At 63.7% G+C, this 14,789-nt stretch carries 12 protein-coding genes; 7 read left to right on the forward strand and 5 right to left on the reverse strand.

All coding sequences use genetic code 11. The features are described from left to right. Positions 1-236: 236 nt before the first annotated feature. The 6 genes from purT to ACZ41T_RS02990 all read left to right on the forward strand — a co-directional run bounded on the left by purT (position 237) and on the right by ACZ41T_RS02990 (position 8,302). Positions 237-1,433 carry a formate-dependent phosphoribosylglycinamide formyltransferase gene (purT, locus tag ACZ41T_RS02965; protein ID WP_464922995.1) on the forward strand — a complete coding sequence of 399 codons (1,197 nt, stop codon included), beginning with the start codon at positions 237-239 and terminating at the stop codon, positions 1,431-1,433. A 145-nt stretch (positions 1,434-1,578) separates the two neighbouring features. Continuing rightward, the gene (locus ACZ41T_RS02970) at positions 1,579-2,835 is read left to right on the forward strand and encodes a hypothetical protein (RefSeq protein ID WP_464922996.1); all 1,257 of its coding nucleotides are present in this window, start codon (positions 1,579-1,581) and stop codon (positions 2,833-2,835) included. 54 nt (positions 2,836-2,889) lie between these two features. Beyond that, positions 2,890-4,722, forward strand: a complete 1,833-nt coding sequence (gene typA / locus ACZ41T_RS02975; RefSeq protein ID WP_464922997.1) for a translational GTPase TypA — start codon at positions 2,890-2,892, stop codon at positions 4,720-4,722. Positions 4,723-4,812: 90 nt separating this feature from the next. Continuing rightward, positions 4,813-6,105, forward strand: coding sequence for a DNA recombination protein RmuC (locus ACZ41T_RS02980; RefSeq protein WP_464922998.1), 1,293 nt, complete (start codon positions 4,813-4,815; stop codon positions 6,103-6,105). A 258-nt stretch (positions 6,106-6,363) separates the two neighbouring features. Next, positions 6,364-7,146 carry a M90 family metallopeptidase gene (locus ACZ41T_RS02985; RefSeq protein ID WP_464922999.1) on the forward strand — a complete coding sequence of 261 codons (783 nt, stop codon included), beginning with the start codon at positions 6,364-6,366 and terminating at the stop codon, positions 7,144-7,146. Further along, a complete protein-coding gene (locus ACZ41T_RS02990; protein WP_464923000.1) occupies positions 7,139-8,302 on the forward strand; it encodes a pyridoxal phosphate-dependent aminotransferase in 1,164 nt (387 codons plus the stop codon). The genes ACZ41T_RS02985 and ACZ41T_RS02990 overlap by 8 nt, the downstream gene beginning before the upstream one ends. 43 nt (positions 8,303-8,345) lie before the next feature. Here the strand turns inward: ACZ41T_RS02990 and ACZ41T_RS02995 are convergent, their stop codons facing one another. From ACZ41T_RS02995 to ACZ41T_RS03010, 4 genes are all read right to left on the reverse strand, one after another. After that, entirely contained in the window at positions 8,346-8,564 is a 219-nt protein-coding gene (locus tag ACZ41T_RS02995; protein WP_464923001.1) for a hypothetical protein, read from the reverse strand. A 604-nt stretch (positions 8,565-9,168) separates the two neighbouring features. Next, on the reverse strand, positions 9,169-10,020 hold the full coding sequence (hslO, locus tag ACZ41T_RS03000; protein WP_464923002.1) for an Hsp33 family molecular chaperone HslO: 852 nt from the start codon (positions 10,018-10,020) through the stop codon (positions 9,169-9,171). Positions 10,021-10,173: 153 nt separating this feature from the next. Continuing rightward, on the reverse strand, positions 10,174-11,430 hold the full coding sequence (locus ACZ41T_RS03005; protein WP_464923003.1) for a vWA domain-containing protein: 1,257 nt from the start codon (positions 11,428-11,430) through the stop codon (positions 10,174-10,176). After that, entirely contained in the window at positions 11,420-12,463 is a 1,044-nt protein-coding gene (locus ACZ41T_RS03010; RefSeq protein ID WP_464923004.1) for an AAA family ATPase, read from the reverse strand. Before ACZ41T_RS03010 ends, ACZ41T_RS03005 begins: the two co-directional genes overlap by 11 nt. A gap of 184 nt (positions 12,464-12,647) precedes the next feature. On the opposite strand from ACZ41T_RS03010, the gene ACZ41T_RS03015 reads away from it, so the two are divergent. Then, entirely contained in the window at positions 12,648-13,181 is a 534-nt protein-coding gene (locus tag ACZ41T_RS03015; RefSeq protein WP_464923005.1) for an NUDIX hydrolase, read from the forward strand. On the opposite strand, the gene ACZ41T_RS03020 is transcribed toward ACZ41T_RS03015, so the two are convergent. Next, complete coding sequence (locus ACZ41T_RS03020; protein WP_464923006.1) at positions 13,143-14,708, reverse strand: hypothetical protein; 1,566 nt, start codon at positions 14,706-14,708, stop codon at positions 13,143-13,145. The genes ACZ41T_RS03015 and ACZ41T_RS03020 overlap by 39 nt on opposite strands. Positions 14,709-14,789: the final 81 nt, after the last annotated feature.

The raw sequence follows: 14,789 nt of genomic DNA on the forward strand, positions 1-14,789 counted from the left end.
CATGTGGAATCGTATGCCACGTCGCTGCGCTCCTCGCAATGAAATTAATCAATGAGCGGCTAAAGATGCCTGCATATTGCGCAAACACCGCCCCTGTTGGGGAAATCGCCGTCGTGCGGAGTTCAAGTCCGACAGGCTGCTAGCCGCCGGGCTACCCCAGGCCACCGATCCGCAGTCCGGCGAAACACTCTCCACCCACGGTAAAATCCCACCCACCTCTTTCAGGACATCCCCCCATGCGTCTAGGCACCCCGCTCTCGCCTTCTGCCACCCGCGTCATGCTGCTGGGCGTGGGCGAGCTCGGCAAGGAAGTCGCCATCGCGCTGCAGCGGCTGGGCGTCGAAGTCATCGCGGTGGATCGCTACGCCAACGCACCCGGTCACCAGGTCGCACACCGCGCACATGTGATCGACATGTGCGACGGCGCAGCCCTGCGCGCATTGATCGAAGAAGAACAGCCGCATCTGGTGGTGCCGGAAATCGAGGCCATCGCCACCGAAACCCTGCTGGAAATCGAGGCCGCCGGGCTTGCCGAAGTCATCCCCACCGCGCGCGCCGCCAATCTGACCATGAACCGCGAGGGCATCCGCCGGCTGGCTGCCGAAACGCTGGGCCTGCCCACCTCGCCCTTTATATTTGCCGACAGCCTGGCCGAAATGACGGCCGCATCCGAAAAACTGGGCTACCCGGTGATCGTCAAGCCGGTGATGTCGTCGTCCGGCAAAGGCCAGTCGCGGGTGGATGACGCCAGCCGGTTGCAGGCGGCGTGGGATGATGCCGCCCGCGGCGGGCGGGTGGACAAGGGACGCGTCATCGTCGAAGGCGTGATCGATTTCGATTACGAAATCACGCTGCTGACCGTGCGCGCGCTGGGCCGCTCAGGCGAAATCGAAACGCATTTCTGCGCGCCCATCGGCCACCTGCAGGTGAAAGGCGATTACGTCGAATCGTGGCAGCCGCAGGCGATGTCGGCCGCAGCGCGGCAACGCGCGCAGGAGATCGCCGCCGCCGTCACCGGCAACCTCGGCGGACGCGGCCTGTTCGGCGTGGAGCTGTTCGTCAAGGGCGACAGCGTGTGGTTTTCCGAAGTCAGCCCGCGCCCGCACGACACCGGCATGGTGACGATGACCACGCAGCGGCAGAACGAGTTCGAGCTGCACGCGCGCGCCATCCTCGGCCTGCCGGTCGACGTGAGCCTGCGCGAACCCGGCGCCTCGGCGGTAATTTACGGCGGCATGGACGCAACCGGCATCGCCTACGATGGCGTCGCTGAAGCCTTGAACACACCCGGCGTCGATCTGCGGCTGTTCGGCAAGCCCGAAGCCTTTCCCCGCCGCCGCATGGGGGTGGCGCTCGCCACCGCCGCCGGCACGGACGAGGCGCGTCAGCGCGCCAAGGCTGCGGCAGCGGCCATCAAACCGGTCAGGGTCTGAGCGATGCGAATCCATTACGAACGCTTTGGCCGTGATGAAGTCATACGTCGGTCAGTCGACCGCTTTTACGGCCTGATGGGCGAAAACTCTCGATGACTACGGCATCCGATGGACCACGGCCAATCACACGGCCAACCGCAACAAGATGAAGCGCTTCATCATTTGGTGCGCGCTGTTCACGATGCTGGCCGGGCTCACCGTGCTGCCCTGGCTGATGCTGGACGATGCGCCGGCGATCGAGCCCCTTGCCGAATTTCGCCGTACCGACCTGGCCTGGGTCAGATCGCAATTCCAGAAGCACGACCCGCGCCGGCAGACGCCCAATGTAATTCAAAGCATCCAGCTCGACGAGGCCGAACTCAACCGCCTGCTCAATTATGCGGTCGAGCTGCGCCAGGTCAGCGGCATCGCCGCCGAGCTCACGCCCGGTCTGGCCACCCTCACCGCCACCATGACGGTTCCGCGCAACCCGTTTGGCCGCTATCTCAATCTCACCGCCGAGGTGGCGGATGTCCCCGGCGGCATCCGCATCCGGAGCCTGCGGCTGGGCAGCCTGCCGCTGCCGGGCGCGCTGGCCGACGGGATCGCGCGCCTGGCACACCGCTGGCTGCGCCGCGACAAAACCTACGCTTCACTGGCCGATGCGTTTTCCCGGGTGAGTTTCGACGAAAACCAGGCCACCCTGGACTACCGCTGGCATCCCATCCTGCTGACCCGGATGGAACGAAAAAGCGCGGAACTCCTGATCGCGCCGGAAGACCAGGCACGCATGCTGGTCTATGCCGAGCTATTGAATACCCTGCTGAAACCTTACCCGCATGGCGGCACCGTATCGCTGGTGCAGATTGTCGCGCCGCTGTTTGCCCACGCGCACGCGCGCGGCGGCAACGCGGACGAGGAAAATAGTGCGGCGCTCACTGCGCTCGCTGCGTATCTGGCCGGCATCAGCCTGCCCAGGCTGCTGGAAGGCGACAGCCAGTCGATCCGGCGGGCGCCGCAGGTGCTGTTATCGCTGTACGGGCGGCGCGACTTTGCCGAACACTTTGCGATTTCAGCCGCGCTCACCGTCAATACCGGCAGCCGGCTGACCAATGCCATCGGCCTGATCAAGGAAGAGGAAGACGCCGACAAGGGATCGGGCTTCAGCTTCACCGATCTGGCCGCCAACCGCGCCGGGGTCAAACTGGGCGAACTCGCCACCGGCGACGGCGCCGCGCGCGTGCAGCAACGGCTGGCCTCCGCCCGCAGCGATAACGACTTGCTGCCGGATTTTCGCGATTTGCCGGAATTCATGTCGCAGGCTGAGTTCGACCGCCGCTTCGGCCCCATCGGCAGCCCCCGCTATCAGAAGATCATCGACCGCATCGACGCCCGGCTGGCCGCGCAGCCGCCTGCACAATAAACAGTCAATAAATCCTGTTATAATGCTGGGTTTCCCGCGTTACGACCCCACATTATGTCCCGCAAGCTCCGCAACATCGCCATCATCGCGCACGTCGACCATGGCAAAACTACGCTGGTCGACCAGCTTCTCAAGCAGTCCGGTACCTTCCGTGACAACCAGGCGGTTGACGAACGGGTGATGGACTCCAACGACATCGAAAAAGAACGCGGGATCACCATCCTGGCGAAGAACACCGCCATCATGTATGGCGACACCCACATCAACATCGTCGACACTCCCGGCCACGCCGACTTCGGTGGCGAAGTCGAACGCGTGCTCGGCATGGTCAACGGCGTGGTGCTGCTGGTCGACGCCGTCGAAGGCCCGATGCCGCAGACGCGCTTCGTCACCAAGAAGGCACTGGCGCTGGGCCTCAAGCCCATCGTCGTGATCAACAAGGTCGACCGCCCCGGCGCGCGTCCGAACTGGGTCGTCGACCAGACTTTCGACCTGTTCGACAAGCTCGGCGCAACCGACGAGCAGCTCGACTTCCCGATCATCTACGCTTCCGGCCTCAACGGCTGGGCGTGCATGGACATGAAGGACGCGCCATCGCATGGTGGAACCGCTGCCGACATGGTGCCGCTGTTCGACACCGTGCTGACCCACGTCCCCACCCCGCCCGGCTCGCCCGACGCGCCGCTGCAACTGCAGATCGCTGCGCTCGATTATTCGACCTACACCGGCCGTCTCGGCGTGGGCCGCGTGCTCAATGGCCGCATCAAACCCGGCATGCCGGTGGTGGTGATGAATCACGAAGAGCAGGTTTCCACCGGTCGCATCAACCAGGTGTTCGGCTTCAAGGGCCTGGACCGGGTGCTGGTGGAAGAAGCCCAGGCCGGCGACATCATCATCATTTCCGGGCTGGACACCATCGGCATCGGCGTCACCATCTGCGACCGCGAAAACCCGGTCGGCCTGCCGGTGCTGCCGGTGGACGAGCCGACGCTGAACATGGACTTCATGGTCAATGCATCGCCGCTGGCCGGCACCGAAGGCAAGTTCGTCACCAGCCGCCAGATCCGCGAGCGTCTGAAGAAAGAACTGCTGGTCAACGTCGCCTTGCGCGTCGACGAGACCGGCGATGCCGACATCTTCCGCGTCTCCGGCCGCGGCGAGCTGCATCTCACCATCCTGCTGGAAAACATGCGCCGCGAAGGCTTCGAGCTGGCCGTCGGCAAGCCGCGCGTGGTGTACAAGGAAATCAACGGCGAGAAATGCGAGCCGTATGAAAACCTCACTATCGATCTGGAAGACGATCACCAGGGCGGCGTAATGGAAGAAATCGGCCGCCGCCGCGGCGAGCTGACCAACATGGAGTCCGACGGCAAGGGCCGCACCCGGCTGGAATACCACATTCCCGCGCGCGGCCTGATCGGCTTCCAGTCCGACTTCATGACGATGACGCGCGGCACCGGCCTGATGAGCCACGTGTTCGACGACTACGGTCCGGTGAAAGCCGACCTGCCCGGCCGCCACAACGGCGTGCTGGTCAGCCAGGACAACGGCGAGGCCGTGGCCTATGCGCTGTGGAAACTGGAAGACCGCGGCCGCATGTTCGTCAGCCCCGGCGACAAGTTGTACGAAGGCATGATCATCGGCATCCACAGCCGCGACAACGACCTGGTGGTCAACCCGATCAAGGGCAAGCAGCTCACCAACGTCCGTTCGTCCGGCACCGATGAAGCGGTGCGCCTGACCACGCCGATCAAGCTGACGCTGGAATCGGCAGTCGAATTCATCGATGACGACGAACTGGTCGAAATCACGCCGAAGTCGATCCGTATCCGCAAGCGCTACCTGCAGGAGCATGAGCGCAAAAAAGCATCGCGCGCAGCGGCGTAAACCCAACCCGGCTTTGTGCCGGGGCTGCGCGACTAAAAGCCCGGCGCGCAGCCGGGCTTTTTTACATGGGCCGCGGGTAAAATCGATGCCATGCGCCCAATAGAAATCAGCCTCCTCGTCGGCCTTGCCGCCCTCATCCTCGTGACTGTTTTCCTGCTGCTACGCATCCATGCGCTGCGACGGGAACAAACCGGGCTGCCCGCATTGCTTACGCAGGACATGGAAGCCCGTCACCGCGCGGTGCTGACCGATCTCCACGCGGGTCTCGCGCAGCAGTCCGACCGCATGCAGGGCCAGCTGCAGGCCCTACAGATCGCGCAGACCGAGCGGCTTGCGGAAACACGGGAAACCGTCACCAGCCAGTTCAGCCAGTTCCAGGCCGCGATGCTGGAAAAGTTGATCGAGCAGGGACGCGTCGAGCAAGGCATGCTGCAGGACACGCTGAAAGGTATGACCGCACAGTTCAACGAGCGCGTACAGCAGCTGTCGCAGACGGTCGACGGTCGGCTCAGTGAAATTTCCGGCAAGGTGGCCGAGCGACTCGATGAAGGCTTCAAGAAAACCAACGAGACCTTCACCTCGGTGATGTCGCGGCTGGCGGTGATCGACGAGGCGCAGAAGAAGATCGAGGGCCTGGCGTCCAACGTCGTGTCGCTACAGGAGATACTGGGCGACAAGCGCTCGCGCGGCGCCTTCGGCGAAGTCCAGCTGGAAGCGCTGGTGCGGAACTGCCTGCCGCCCGACGCCTATGCATTCCAGCACACCCTGAAAAGCGGCGCGCGTGTCGATTGCGTCCTGATCCTGCCCGAGCCGACCGGCACGGTGTGCGTCGATTCCAAGTTCCCGCTGGAAAACTACAGCCGCATGTTCGACGACAGCCTGCCGGCGGCCGAGCGCGATGCAGCCAAGCGGCAGTTCAAGACGGATGTCAAAAAACACGTCGACGACATCGCTGCCAAATACATCGTCGAAGGCGAAACCTCGGACGGCGCGGTGATGTTCCTGCCGGCCGAAGCGGTATTTGCCGAAATCCACGCCTACCATCCGGATCTGGTCGAGCACGCGCAGAAAAAGCGCGTGTGGCTGACCTCTCCGACCACGCTGATGGCGGTGCTGAACACCGCACGGGCAGTGATCCGCGATTCGGAAACCCGGCGCATGGCGCACGTGATCAAGGACGAGCTCTCCAAGCTGGCAAAGGATTTCGCGCGCTTCGACGAGCGCATGAAAAAACTCGCCTCCCACATCGAGCAGGCCAACAAGGATGTGGGCGAGGTGCGCATCTCCAGCGACAAGATCAGCCGCCGCTTCCAGCAGATCGAGCGGGTCGAGCTCGACCACCCGGACGCGGACGCCGCGCGCCTGCTCGACGCCGACGAGTGAGCCGATGAACCAGAGCCTGTACACACTCATTTTGAGCCTGCGTTGCCGCGAGAAAGCAATGGATGCAAGGCGCGGTGCGCAGGCAAGGGCCATCCCTTGCCAAGCGGCGCAACGCCGCAGACGTGCTTTCTCGCGTCAACCCGGAGGGGCGGGCCGATTCGGGCGCATCCCTTTGTCGCAGGTCGCTTGCTGTGCTCGCACAGCGGCGCGTCCCGCTCCGCGGGCTGCATCCCGACTCGGCCTCGCCGCAGGCTCAAAATGAGTGTGTACAGGCTCTTTGGCCGCTGGCGGCGCGCCCGCCTTCTCGAACGACATGCCATCCCGTCCGCTGCCTTCGATACAACGGTCGCCGCCCTGCCGATCCTGCGCGGGTTCGATGCCCCGGAACGAACACGCCTGCGCGAAGCCGCCAGTCTGTTCATCCACGACAAGACGTTTTCCGCCGCCGGCGGGGCAAACGTCGACGATGCCACCCAATACATCATCGCCCTGCAGGCCTGCCTGTTGACGCTCAACCTCGGCGAAGACAGCTACCGCGGCTGGAGCGAAATCATTCTCTATCCCAATGAATTCCTGCGTGACCTTGTGGAAATCGACGAGGCTGGGGTGGTGCATCGCTCGCGCGATATCCTGGCGGGCGAGTCCTGGCACGGCGGGCCGCTGGTGCTGTCGATTGCCGACGTTGAAACCAGCGGCCTGGCCGATGGCGTCAACGTGGTGCTGCACGAGTTCGCGCACAAGCTCGACATGCTGAACGGCTCCGCCAACGGCTTCCCGCCGCTGCATCGCGGCATGGATGCCGCCGCCTGGGCGCGCGACTTCAGCGCGGCCTTTGAGGATTTGTGCGCGCGCGTCGACGCCGGCGAAGACACCGCAATCGACCCCTACGCCACCGTCAGCCCCGCCGAGTTCTTTGCGGTGCTGACCGAGGTGTTCTTCGAGACGCCGCGCCTGCTCGACGCCGAATACCCGGCGATTTACCGGCAGTTGCAGCAGTTCTACCGCCAGCATCCGCTGGCGCGACTGGAAGCCCATGCCTGAGTCCCGCACCGCCGCCCGCATGGCCGGTATCGCGCCGTTCCACGTCATGGACATCCTGGCGCGGGCGCAGGCACTGGAAGCCGCCGGGCATGACATCATTCATCTCGAAATCGGCGAGCCCGACTTCGCCACCCCCGCCCCCATCGTCGAGGCCGGAGTCGCCGCGCTGCGCGCCGGCCACACGCACTACACCGGCGCCCTGGGTCTGCCGGCACTGCGCGAAGCCATTGCCGGATTTTATGCAAGCCGCTGGCAGGCCGCGGTCGACCCCGCGCGCATCGTCGTCACCCCGGGTGCATCGGGTGCGCTGCTGCTGGCGCTGGGCTTGCTGGCCGGCCCCGGCGACGAGGTGCTGATGGCCGATCCCGGTTATCCCTGCAACCGTCATTTCGCCCGCTTTTGCGATGCGCGCGCCGTGACCGTTGCGGTCGATGCCGCCAGCGGCTTTCAGCTCACGCTCGAATCCATCCAGCGTCACGCCACCGCGGCCACCCGCGCCGTGCTGATCGCCAGCCCCTCCAATCCGACCGGCACCGCCATTCCGTCCGGCGAACTCGAACGCATCCACGACTGGTGCGCCGTCCACAGCGTGGCGCTGATCGTCGACGAAATCTATCTGGCGCTGACCTACGACGGCGCCGAGCACAGCGCCGCGCGCTGGGACGACGTCTTCGTCATCAACAGTTTCTCGAAATATTTCCTGATGACCGGCTGGCGGCTCGGCTGGCTGGTGACGCCCGCCTGGGCCATGGCGGCGCTGGAGCGGCTGGCGCAGAACCTGTTCCTGGCGGCCTCCACCCCAGCGCAACATGCTGCACTGGCGGCATTCGACCCCGCCACCCTGGACGAACTCGAAGCCTGCAAGGCCGAACTGCACACGCGCCGCGATTTCATGCTGCCCGCGCTGCTCGAACGCGGCTTTCTCATTCCCACCCAGCCGCAGGGTGCGTTTTATCTGTATGCCGACTGCAGCGGCCATACCGACGACAGCGTCCAGTTTGCGCAAGCCTTGCTGGAACAGGTTGGGGTGGCGGTGACTCCGGGCCTCGACTTTGGCCAGCACCAGCCGCAACGCTTTCTTCGCATCGCCTATACCCAGCCGCTGCCGCGCCTGGTGGAAGCGGCCGCGCGCATCGACAGCTTTTTACGGACGTAAAAAAACCGGCCAAAAGGCCGGCTTTTCGTTCCTTGACCCGGAATTACTGGGCAGCGGGAGCGGGAGCAGCTTCGCCTTCGGCAGGAGCGGCTTCGCCTTCGGCAGGAGCAGCTTCAACAGGAGCAGCTTCAACAGGAGCGGGCGCTTCGGCAGCAGGCGCTTCAACAGCAGGTGCTTCGACAGGCGCAGCAGCTTCTTCTTTTTGGCCGCAAGCGGTCATGGAAACAGCCAGCAGAGCGGCCAGGAGGACGGAATATTTCATTTGATTTCCCTTATATTACAATATATTAAAATCTAAAACCCACACCAGAGATCGGCCCGGGACGTGTAATCCAGCCGACGCGCGGATTCTAACAAATCGGCAAAAGAAAACCACAATCTATTAAATTTCTTCTATTGCAGGAAAAATGTGTTGCCGGATAACAACAAGTCCGGCGAGAAGCGAAGACATGCGAAGATCTCATGGCGCGGACAAGCCGCTGCGCTCGCGCAAAAGCCGGATGACTTCCGGCCTGACTTCCCCTCATTCCAGCGCGTTCCGATAGGGGGATCAACTCATTGGCCCTGCTGTTCGATCATTTCGCCCGGCTGGCTGCCGGGGCGCAGCTTGCCCTGCTAGATAAAGCCAGCGTGGTGACAAGTTCGTTTTCGCCCAGATCCAGACGTGGCCGTCGCGGGTGTCGAGGATGAGGCCCGCTCGCCGCCCTTGCCGCCTTCGGTGCCGGCCGATACGGCCGGCAGGCCCAACAGCATCCATCCTGTCCGCATCATGCATCCTTCATGTAAGCCGAATTACCCACCCGCACCAACCGCGCCTATGCATCTGGCTTCCTGAGTGGGCATTTCAATGGACATCCGGGATCATGTCATTTGAAAAGCGCTGCCACGGCCTCCGCATCCAGCACATATTCGTGATTGCAGACATCGTCGTGCACCCGGATTTCGCCATGCTCGGCGAGGATGGACTCGCATTCCGTGCGTCCCACGCTGCGCAGCATGGAATAGATCTTGGCCGGATCATACGGGCAGTGGTAGCTGACCGGGCGCGGGCCGTACACGCGCACGTCCTCTTCCGGAAACAGCCGCTCGATCAGCTTGATCGAGCCCAGACCGAGCAGCTCCTCCGCCCGCACGGTCCCGGCCAGGATCTGCACCCGGTTCCAGCCGTCGGCGTCGCGCCCATCCGCACCCGGCAATGCCTGCAGGAACAGGCCCGCAGCGGTCTCGTGGCTGCCCGCCAGCCACAGACGGGTAGGCGTCTGCTCGGACTGCGTCAGGTAATGCTCGAACACTGCCGCCACGTTATCACCCTGCAGTGGCACATGGCTCTGGTAGGGCTGGCGCATGCCTGCAGTGTCGAGGGAGAGGGTCAACGCGCCGTCGCCCAGCAGGGCCGGCAGGCTGCCCGCGGAGACTTCCGGCGCGCTGCGTGCCATGCCGCGCAGACGCAGCTGCTCGTCGCAGTCCATCACCAGCAACGACACCGCGCCTTCGCCGCGCAACTGAAAGGTCAGCCGTCCGGCTTGCTTGAGGTTGGCGGTGATCAGCGTGGCCACCGCCGCCAGCTGGCCGAGGAGTTCGACAACGGGTTCGGGATAATCGCGCCCCGCAATCATCTCGCGCCAGGCGGGACCAAGCTGCACCCAAGCGCCGCGGATGTCGAGCTGTTCGAACAGGAAACCGCGCACGCGGCTGGACTGGGCGTCGGCCGGGTTCAAACCAAACCCCTTGCCACAGAGGCACAGAGGCACAGAGAAAACAAAAGAAAAAAGGGCTTGCCGGGGTGAGGCTTCAGCATTCTGCGATCCATTGGTTTTTCTCTGTGCTCTCTGTGTTCTCTATGCCTCTGTGGTTCAAAGCTGTTTTTGGGTTCAATTGAGTTGCACCCGCTCGCCCCAGGGCACCGCACCCTTGCCCTTGACCAGCCAGATGACCGGGTAATTCGGCGGCGTTTTGGGAAAGTCGCCTTCGGCATCGGTGAAATACACCAGCATGTTGGGATTGCGGTTTTCGTGCTCGACCCAGTCGAATACCGGACGAAAATCGGTGCCGCCGCCGCCTTCGATGCCGGCGGGAAGCTGCATGGTGTCCCACGGTTCGAACTCCCACGGCGCGGCTTCGGCGACGTGATTGTCGCACGCCAGCAGGGTGACGTGCGCGCGCACCTGGCCTTTCAGCGCATCGAGCTCGGTGACGAATTCGCGTAGTTCGTCGTCGCCGATAGAACCGCTGGTGTCGATCGCCGCCACCACCTCGATGCCGTCGCTCGACAGGCGCGGCAGCAGCGCATCGCCTTCTCGTCTGGACGGGCGCCGCCATGAATAATCGTCACGCTGGTTGATCGCGAAAAAACGCGCCAGCAGGGCGCGCCACGGCAGGCTGGGCGCCAGCAGGCCGTCGACCCAGCGCATCATCGACTGCGACAGCTTGCCGGCCTGGCGCGCAGCCTGGGCGGCGGCGGTGAGGCGATTCTTCCACTGCTCGGCGAGTTCCTCGCGCTCGGACGGCGACAGTTCATTGGGTTTTTGCGAGGCCTGGCTGCCGCTACCCTCTTTTTCCTCGACTTCGCTCTGGCCTTCCAAACCCCGCCCGCCCGAATCGCCGGCGTCTGGATTGTCCTGGCGCTCGCTCTCGTCGGGACTGGCACCTTGTTCGTTGTCGTTATCGAACATGTGCTGGTCGAAGGACTCTTCCGGCGTGTCCTCGGGAATCAACGGGTAGATTTCCTCCGCCGACAGTGTCATGAAATTCTGGTCAGCGAGGATGCCGTGCAGCGGCGGCTTCAGTCCTTCCTCGATCAGGATGAGGTTGACCGCATGATCGCAGGCGACGTCCCAGCGCCGCTTCATCCGGTGGTTGCGGCGGTGAGGGTGGCCCATCGCGCAGTGCATCGCCTCGTGCGCCAGCACGAACTGAGTCTGCGCGAGATTCAGGTTTTCGATGAACGCGGGATTGAAATAAAAAGCCTGCGCGTCAGTGCCGGTGGTGGTACACCAGTCGCCGCCGGGTTTCAGCGGCAGATGCATCACCAGCGCGCCGAGAAAGGGGCGCTCCATGATGAGACGGGTGCGCGCAGCCGCGAGCTTGGTAAGGATCGGCTGCAGCGTATCGGGCTGCTTAGTGCTCATACAGGACCAGATCGGTGATGCTGTTGGCCCACTCGGCAAACGCCGGTACGGCAAACAGCGGCCGCCCGACGGCACGGTGCAGGTCGGACACCAGCATCACGCCCATTTCGCGCTGCGAAAAGCGCTGTGCGTATTTGAGGATATTGCCGTATACCTCCGCAGCGTTGGCGCTGTCGGCGGCCTGCAGCGCACGGCGCACCAGCGCGGCGGCAACCCCGTACTGCAGGTCGATACCATGGGGTACTTCCGCCTCATCGCCGGCGACGATGGCGTCGATATCCGGCATCTGCGCCATGTTGTCGACAAAGGTTTTCAGCTCCAGCCCGGCCGACTGGCCGACGCATGCCATCAACGCGTCGGCGAGCAAGTCGGTGCGGTCGAATTTCTGCAGCGCGCGGTGAGCAAATTCCCACGAACGTGGACTGGGAAAGGCGATCGGTGTGTGCGCCGGGTCGAAGCTGAACAGCAGATCGGGGCGGAAGCGCAGGAAGGCGATCACGCGTGGATCGATACCCTCGTTGTGCGCCCAGTCCACCCAGTCGTCCAGATTCACCTCGACTTCATAATGGGTGAAGCGGTTGGCCAGCGGCGCCGGCATCGCGTAGGTCACGCCGCGGTCGCCCTGGCGGTTTCCGGCGGCGAAGATCACCCAGCCGTCGGGCACCTGGTATTCGCCCAGCCGGCGGTCGAGAATCAACTGATAGGCCGCGGCCGATACGGTGGGCGGCGCCGAGGTGATTTCATCCAGGAACAGGATGCCTGCCGGGCCGTGGCGCCCGGCATCGGGCAGCACCGAGGGAATCGACCACTCGACCAGCTGGCCGTTGCGGAAGGGAATGCCGCGCAGATCGGTCGGCTCCATCTGGGAGAGGCGGATGTCGATCAGCGGCACACTGTGCCGCAGGGCGATCTTGGCAACGATCTGCGACTTGCCGACACCCGGCGGGCCCCACAGCATCACCGGCGTGTGATAGCCGTCGGCGGCGCTTTCAAATTCGCGGTCGAGGATAGTTTCGATGTGGGAGGGTCGCATGAATAATCAGTACAGCAGTAAATGGTCTTGAATGATAATCGCTCGCGCCACTCACTTCCACCCGTAAAGGGTAGGCCGTGGTTGTAAAGCCGCTAAAGCGTCAACAACCACGCACCAATTTCGCCTTGCTCGATATGGGGGGATTTTGTTACCGTGGCGCGCAACCCGGCAGATTGGAAGCAGTATGAATTTTTGCAGTGAATGTGGCAGTGCCGTGGCGCTGCGCGTGCCAGAAGGCGATCATCTGCCGCGCCATGTGTGTCCCGATTGCGGCACCATCCATTACCAGAACCCCAAGATGGTGGTCGGCTGCATCCCGGAATGGGAAGACAAGGTGCTGCTGTGCCGCCGCGCCATCGAACCCAGGTACGGGCTGTGGACGCTGCCGGCCGGCTTTATGGAGAACGGCGAAACCACGCTCGAGGGCGCGACGCGCGAGACCTGGGAAGAGGCCGGGGCACGCATCGAGGCCGGCGGCCTCTATGCCCTGTACAACCTGCCGCACATCAATCAGGTTTATTTCATATTCCGCGCTCGGCTACTCGATCTGAATTTCCAGCCCGGTGTCGAGTCGCTGGAAACCAGGCTGTTCACCGAAGCCGAAATTCCCTGGGACGAAATCGCCTTCCGCACCGTGCGCGCCACGCTGGAACAGTACTTCGGCGACCGCCGCACAGGCTTATTCGACTTTCATTTCGGCGACATCCGCACGTGCTGAGTTTACGCCCCATGCCACCTCAGGCAGCGACGGCGAATGCTCCCGCCCGACCACATCCATGCTCACACGCAGCCAGTCTTCGTGGGCTTCCTGCACTTCACCCAGCCGCAGGCGATAAACCATGTCGCCGTCGCGCAGCATCAGTGGCGCACCCAGCCGGTAATGCGTCCTGGGGATCAGCAGGTTGCTGGCGCCCTGGTCGAGATGGGTCATCGGCATGAATACGGCCCAGGTCTTGTCCTGCACCCCACCCTGCCCATCCGGCTCGAAATAGATTTCCACCCGCTTGGGGTGGCGTGACAGGCGCTGGGTGCCGACCAAATACTGGCCGTCTTCCTCACGGTTCCAGCGAAGCGCCAGCAATTGCCAGACGTTCTCGGACGGATCCCAACTCACCGCCACCAGGTGGCCATGAGGCAGCGCCGGCGCCTCGGGCAGCGCAAAGCCCATGCCCTCCGTACTCTCGTCACGCAACATCCACGGCTCCAGGGCAGGCTGGGTCCTGGCCGCATCGGGGTGGACCAGGGCTGCCAGGATACTGTCAATTCCCACCGCCACCCATACCCGGCCAAAGCGGTGCGTGCGCTGACGGTTGCGGCGGATGCCGCCGCGTTCGATCAGACTCGCCACCTGCTGGGTGAGCCCGTTATTCCCCTCTACAGCCGGGGTTTGGTCGAGCATTTTCAGATGATCGATCAACGGGCGCAAGGCCAGGTAGCGCAGGCGACGGCCCCGTACCCAGTCATGGTCCAGCATACAGGCGCCGTCGCTTCGCGACAGGTCCACCATGTGCGTGTGCACCTCGCTCTGCGGTACGATTGCCGGCAGGGGCAAGGGCTCGTAGCCCTCAAAAATCTGCGCAACGGACTCGATTTCCTGGGCGCGGTAGCCCAGTGGATGCACCAGCCCCATCAGCACCACCAGCATGTATTCGCGTGCGCAGTGGGTGGGCCGCGCGTCGAACTGCACCGTCTGCGTCGCAAAACCGTCGCGCTCGACCAGGCGATAGATCTTGTGCATGCGGCGCCAGGCCGATGCGGACGGCGTGCGCGCCTGGTGATAGTTCCAGCGCATGACCAGGCCGGCGTAGCGCAGCACACGGGTGGCAATCTCGGCGGCGAAGGGCTTCAGTTCCGCACTGGCCGGTGCACGGTAAGCCTGCTTCAGCATCGTAAGCCAGGCTTCCGCCAGCAGCGACCAGAACACCCACGATTCGCGCCACAAGGCCTGGCGCGCCATCCGGAACGAGGACTGGTTGCGCACATACTGTTCGACGACGCGCCGTTGCAGGGGCAGGCCCGCCTCTTCCAGCCTCATCAATGATTTCATGCGGCTGAGCGAAGCCGCTTCATTTTCCGCATTGAAACGCTCCAGCCCCTCGACCAGCACATGATGCGCGTCGTAATCGGAGCCGGCAGGCAAGGCCTTCAGCCATTTATCGGTGGCCTTCGCGGAAGCAAACGGCGAGCCTTCTCCGACTTTTCTGCGACGGGCGATCGCGCTCAACATATCGAAAAAATCGGTCATGACTGTGTCAGCTTGTTGCGGATGCCTGCTGACAAGCACCATTTATGCCAAACCCATGGCCGTAGCGCATTCATTTCAACG

The organism is Thiobacillus thiophilus, from assembly GCF_055378705.1.

Coding starts and splice junctions, on each gene's coding strand:
- ACZ41T_RS03020 (WP_464923006.1), bottom strand. CDS start 14,708: ATGACCGATTTTTTCGATATGTTGAGCGCGATCGCCCGTCGCAGAAAA.
- ACZ41T_RS02985 (WP_464922999.1), top strand. CDS start 6,364: ATGAGTGTGTACAGGCTCTTTGGCCGCTGGCGGCGCGCCCGCCTTCTC.
- ACZ41T_RS03015 (WP_464923005.1), top strand. CDS start 12,648: ATGAATTTTTGCAGTGAATGTGGCAGTGCCGTGGCGCTGCGCGTGCCA.
- ACZ41T_RS03005 (WP_464923003.1), bottom strand. CDS start 11,430: ATGAGCACTAAGCAGCCCGATACGCTGCAGCCGATCCTTACCAAGCTC.
- ACZ41T_RS03010 (WP_464923004.1), bottom strand. CDS start 12,463: ATGCGACCCTCCCACATCGAAACTATCCTCGACCGCGAATTTGAAAGC.
- ACZ41T_RS02990 (WP_464923000.1), top strand. CDS start 7,139: ATGCCTGAGTCCCGCACCGCCGCCCGCATGGCCGGTATCGCGCCGTTC.
- purT (WP_464922995.1), top strand. CDS start 237: ATGCGTCTAGGCACCCCGCTCTCGCCTTCTGCCACCCGCGTCATGCTG.
- typA (WP_464922997.1), top strand. CDS start 2,890: ATGTCCCGCAAGCTCCGCAACATCGCCATCATCGCGCACGTCGACCAT.
- ACZ41T_RS02980 (WP_464922998.1), top strand. CDS start 4,813: ATGCGCCCAATAGAAATCAGCCTCCTCGTCGGCCTTGCCGCCCTCATC.
- ACZ41T_RS02995 (WP_464923001.1), bottom strand. CDS start 8,564: ATGAAATATTCCGTCCTCCTGGCCGCTCTGCTGGCTGTTTCCATGACC.
- ACZ41T_RS02970 (WP_464922996.1), top strand. CDS start 1,579: ATGAAGCGCTTCATCATTTGGTGCGCGCTGTTCACGATGCTGGCCGGG.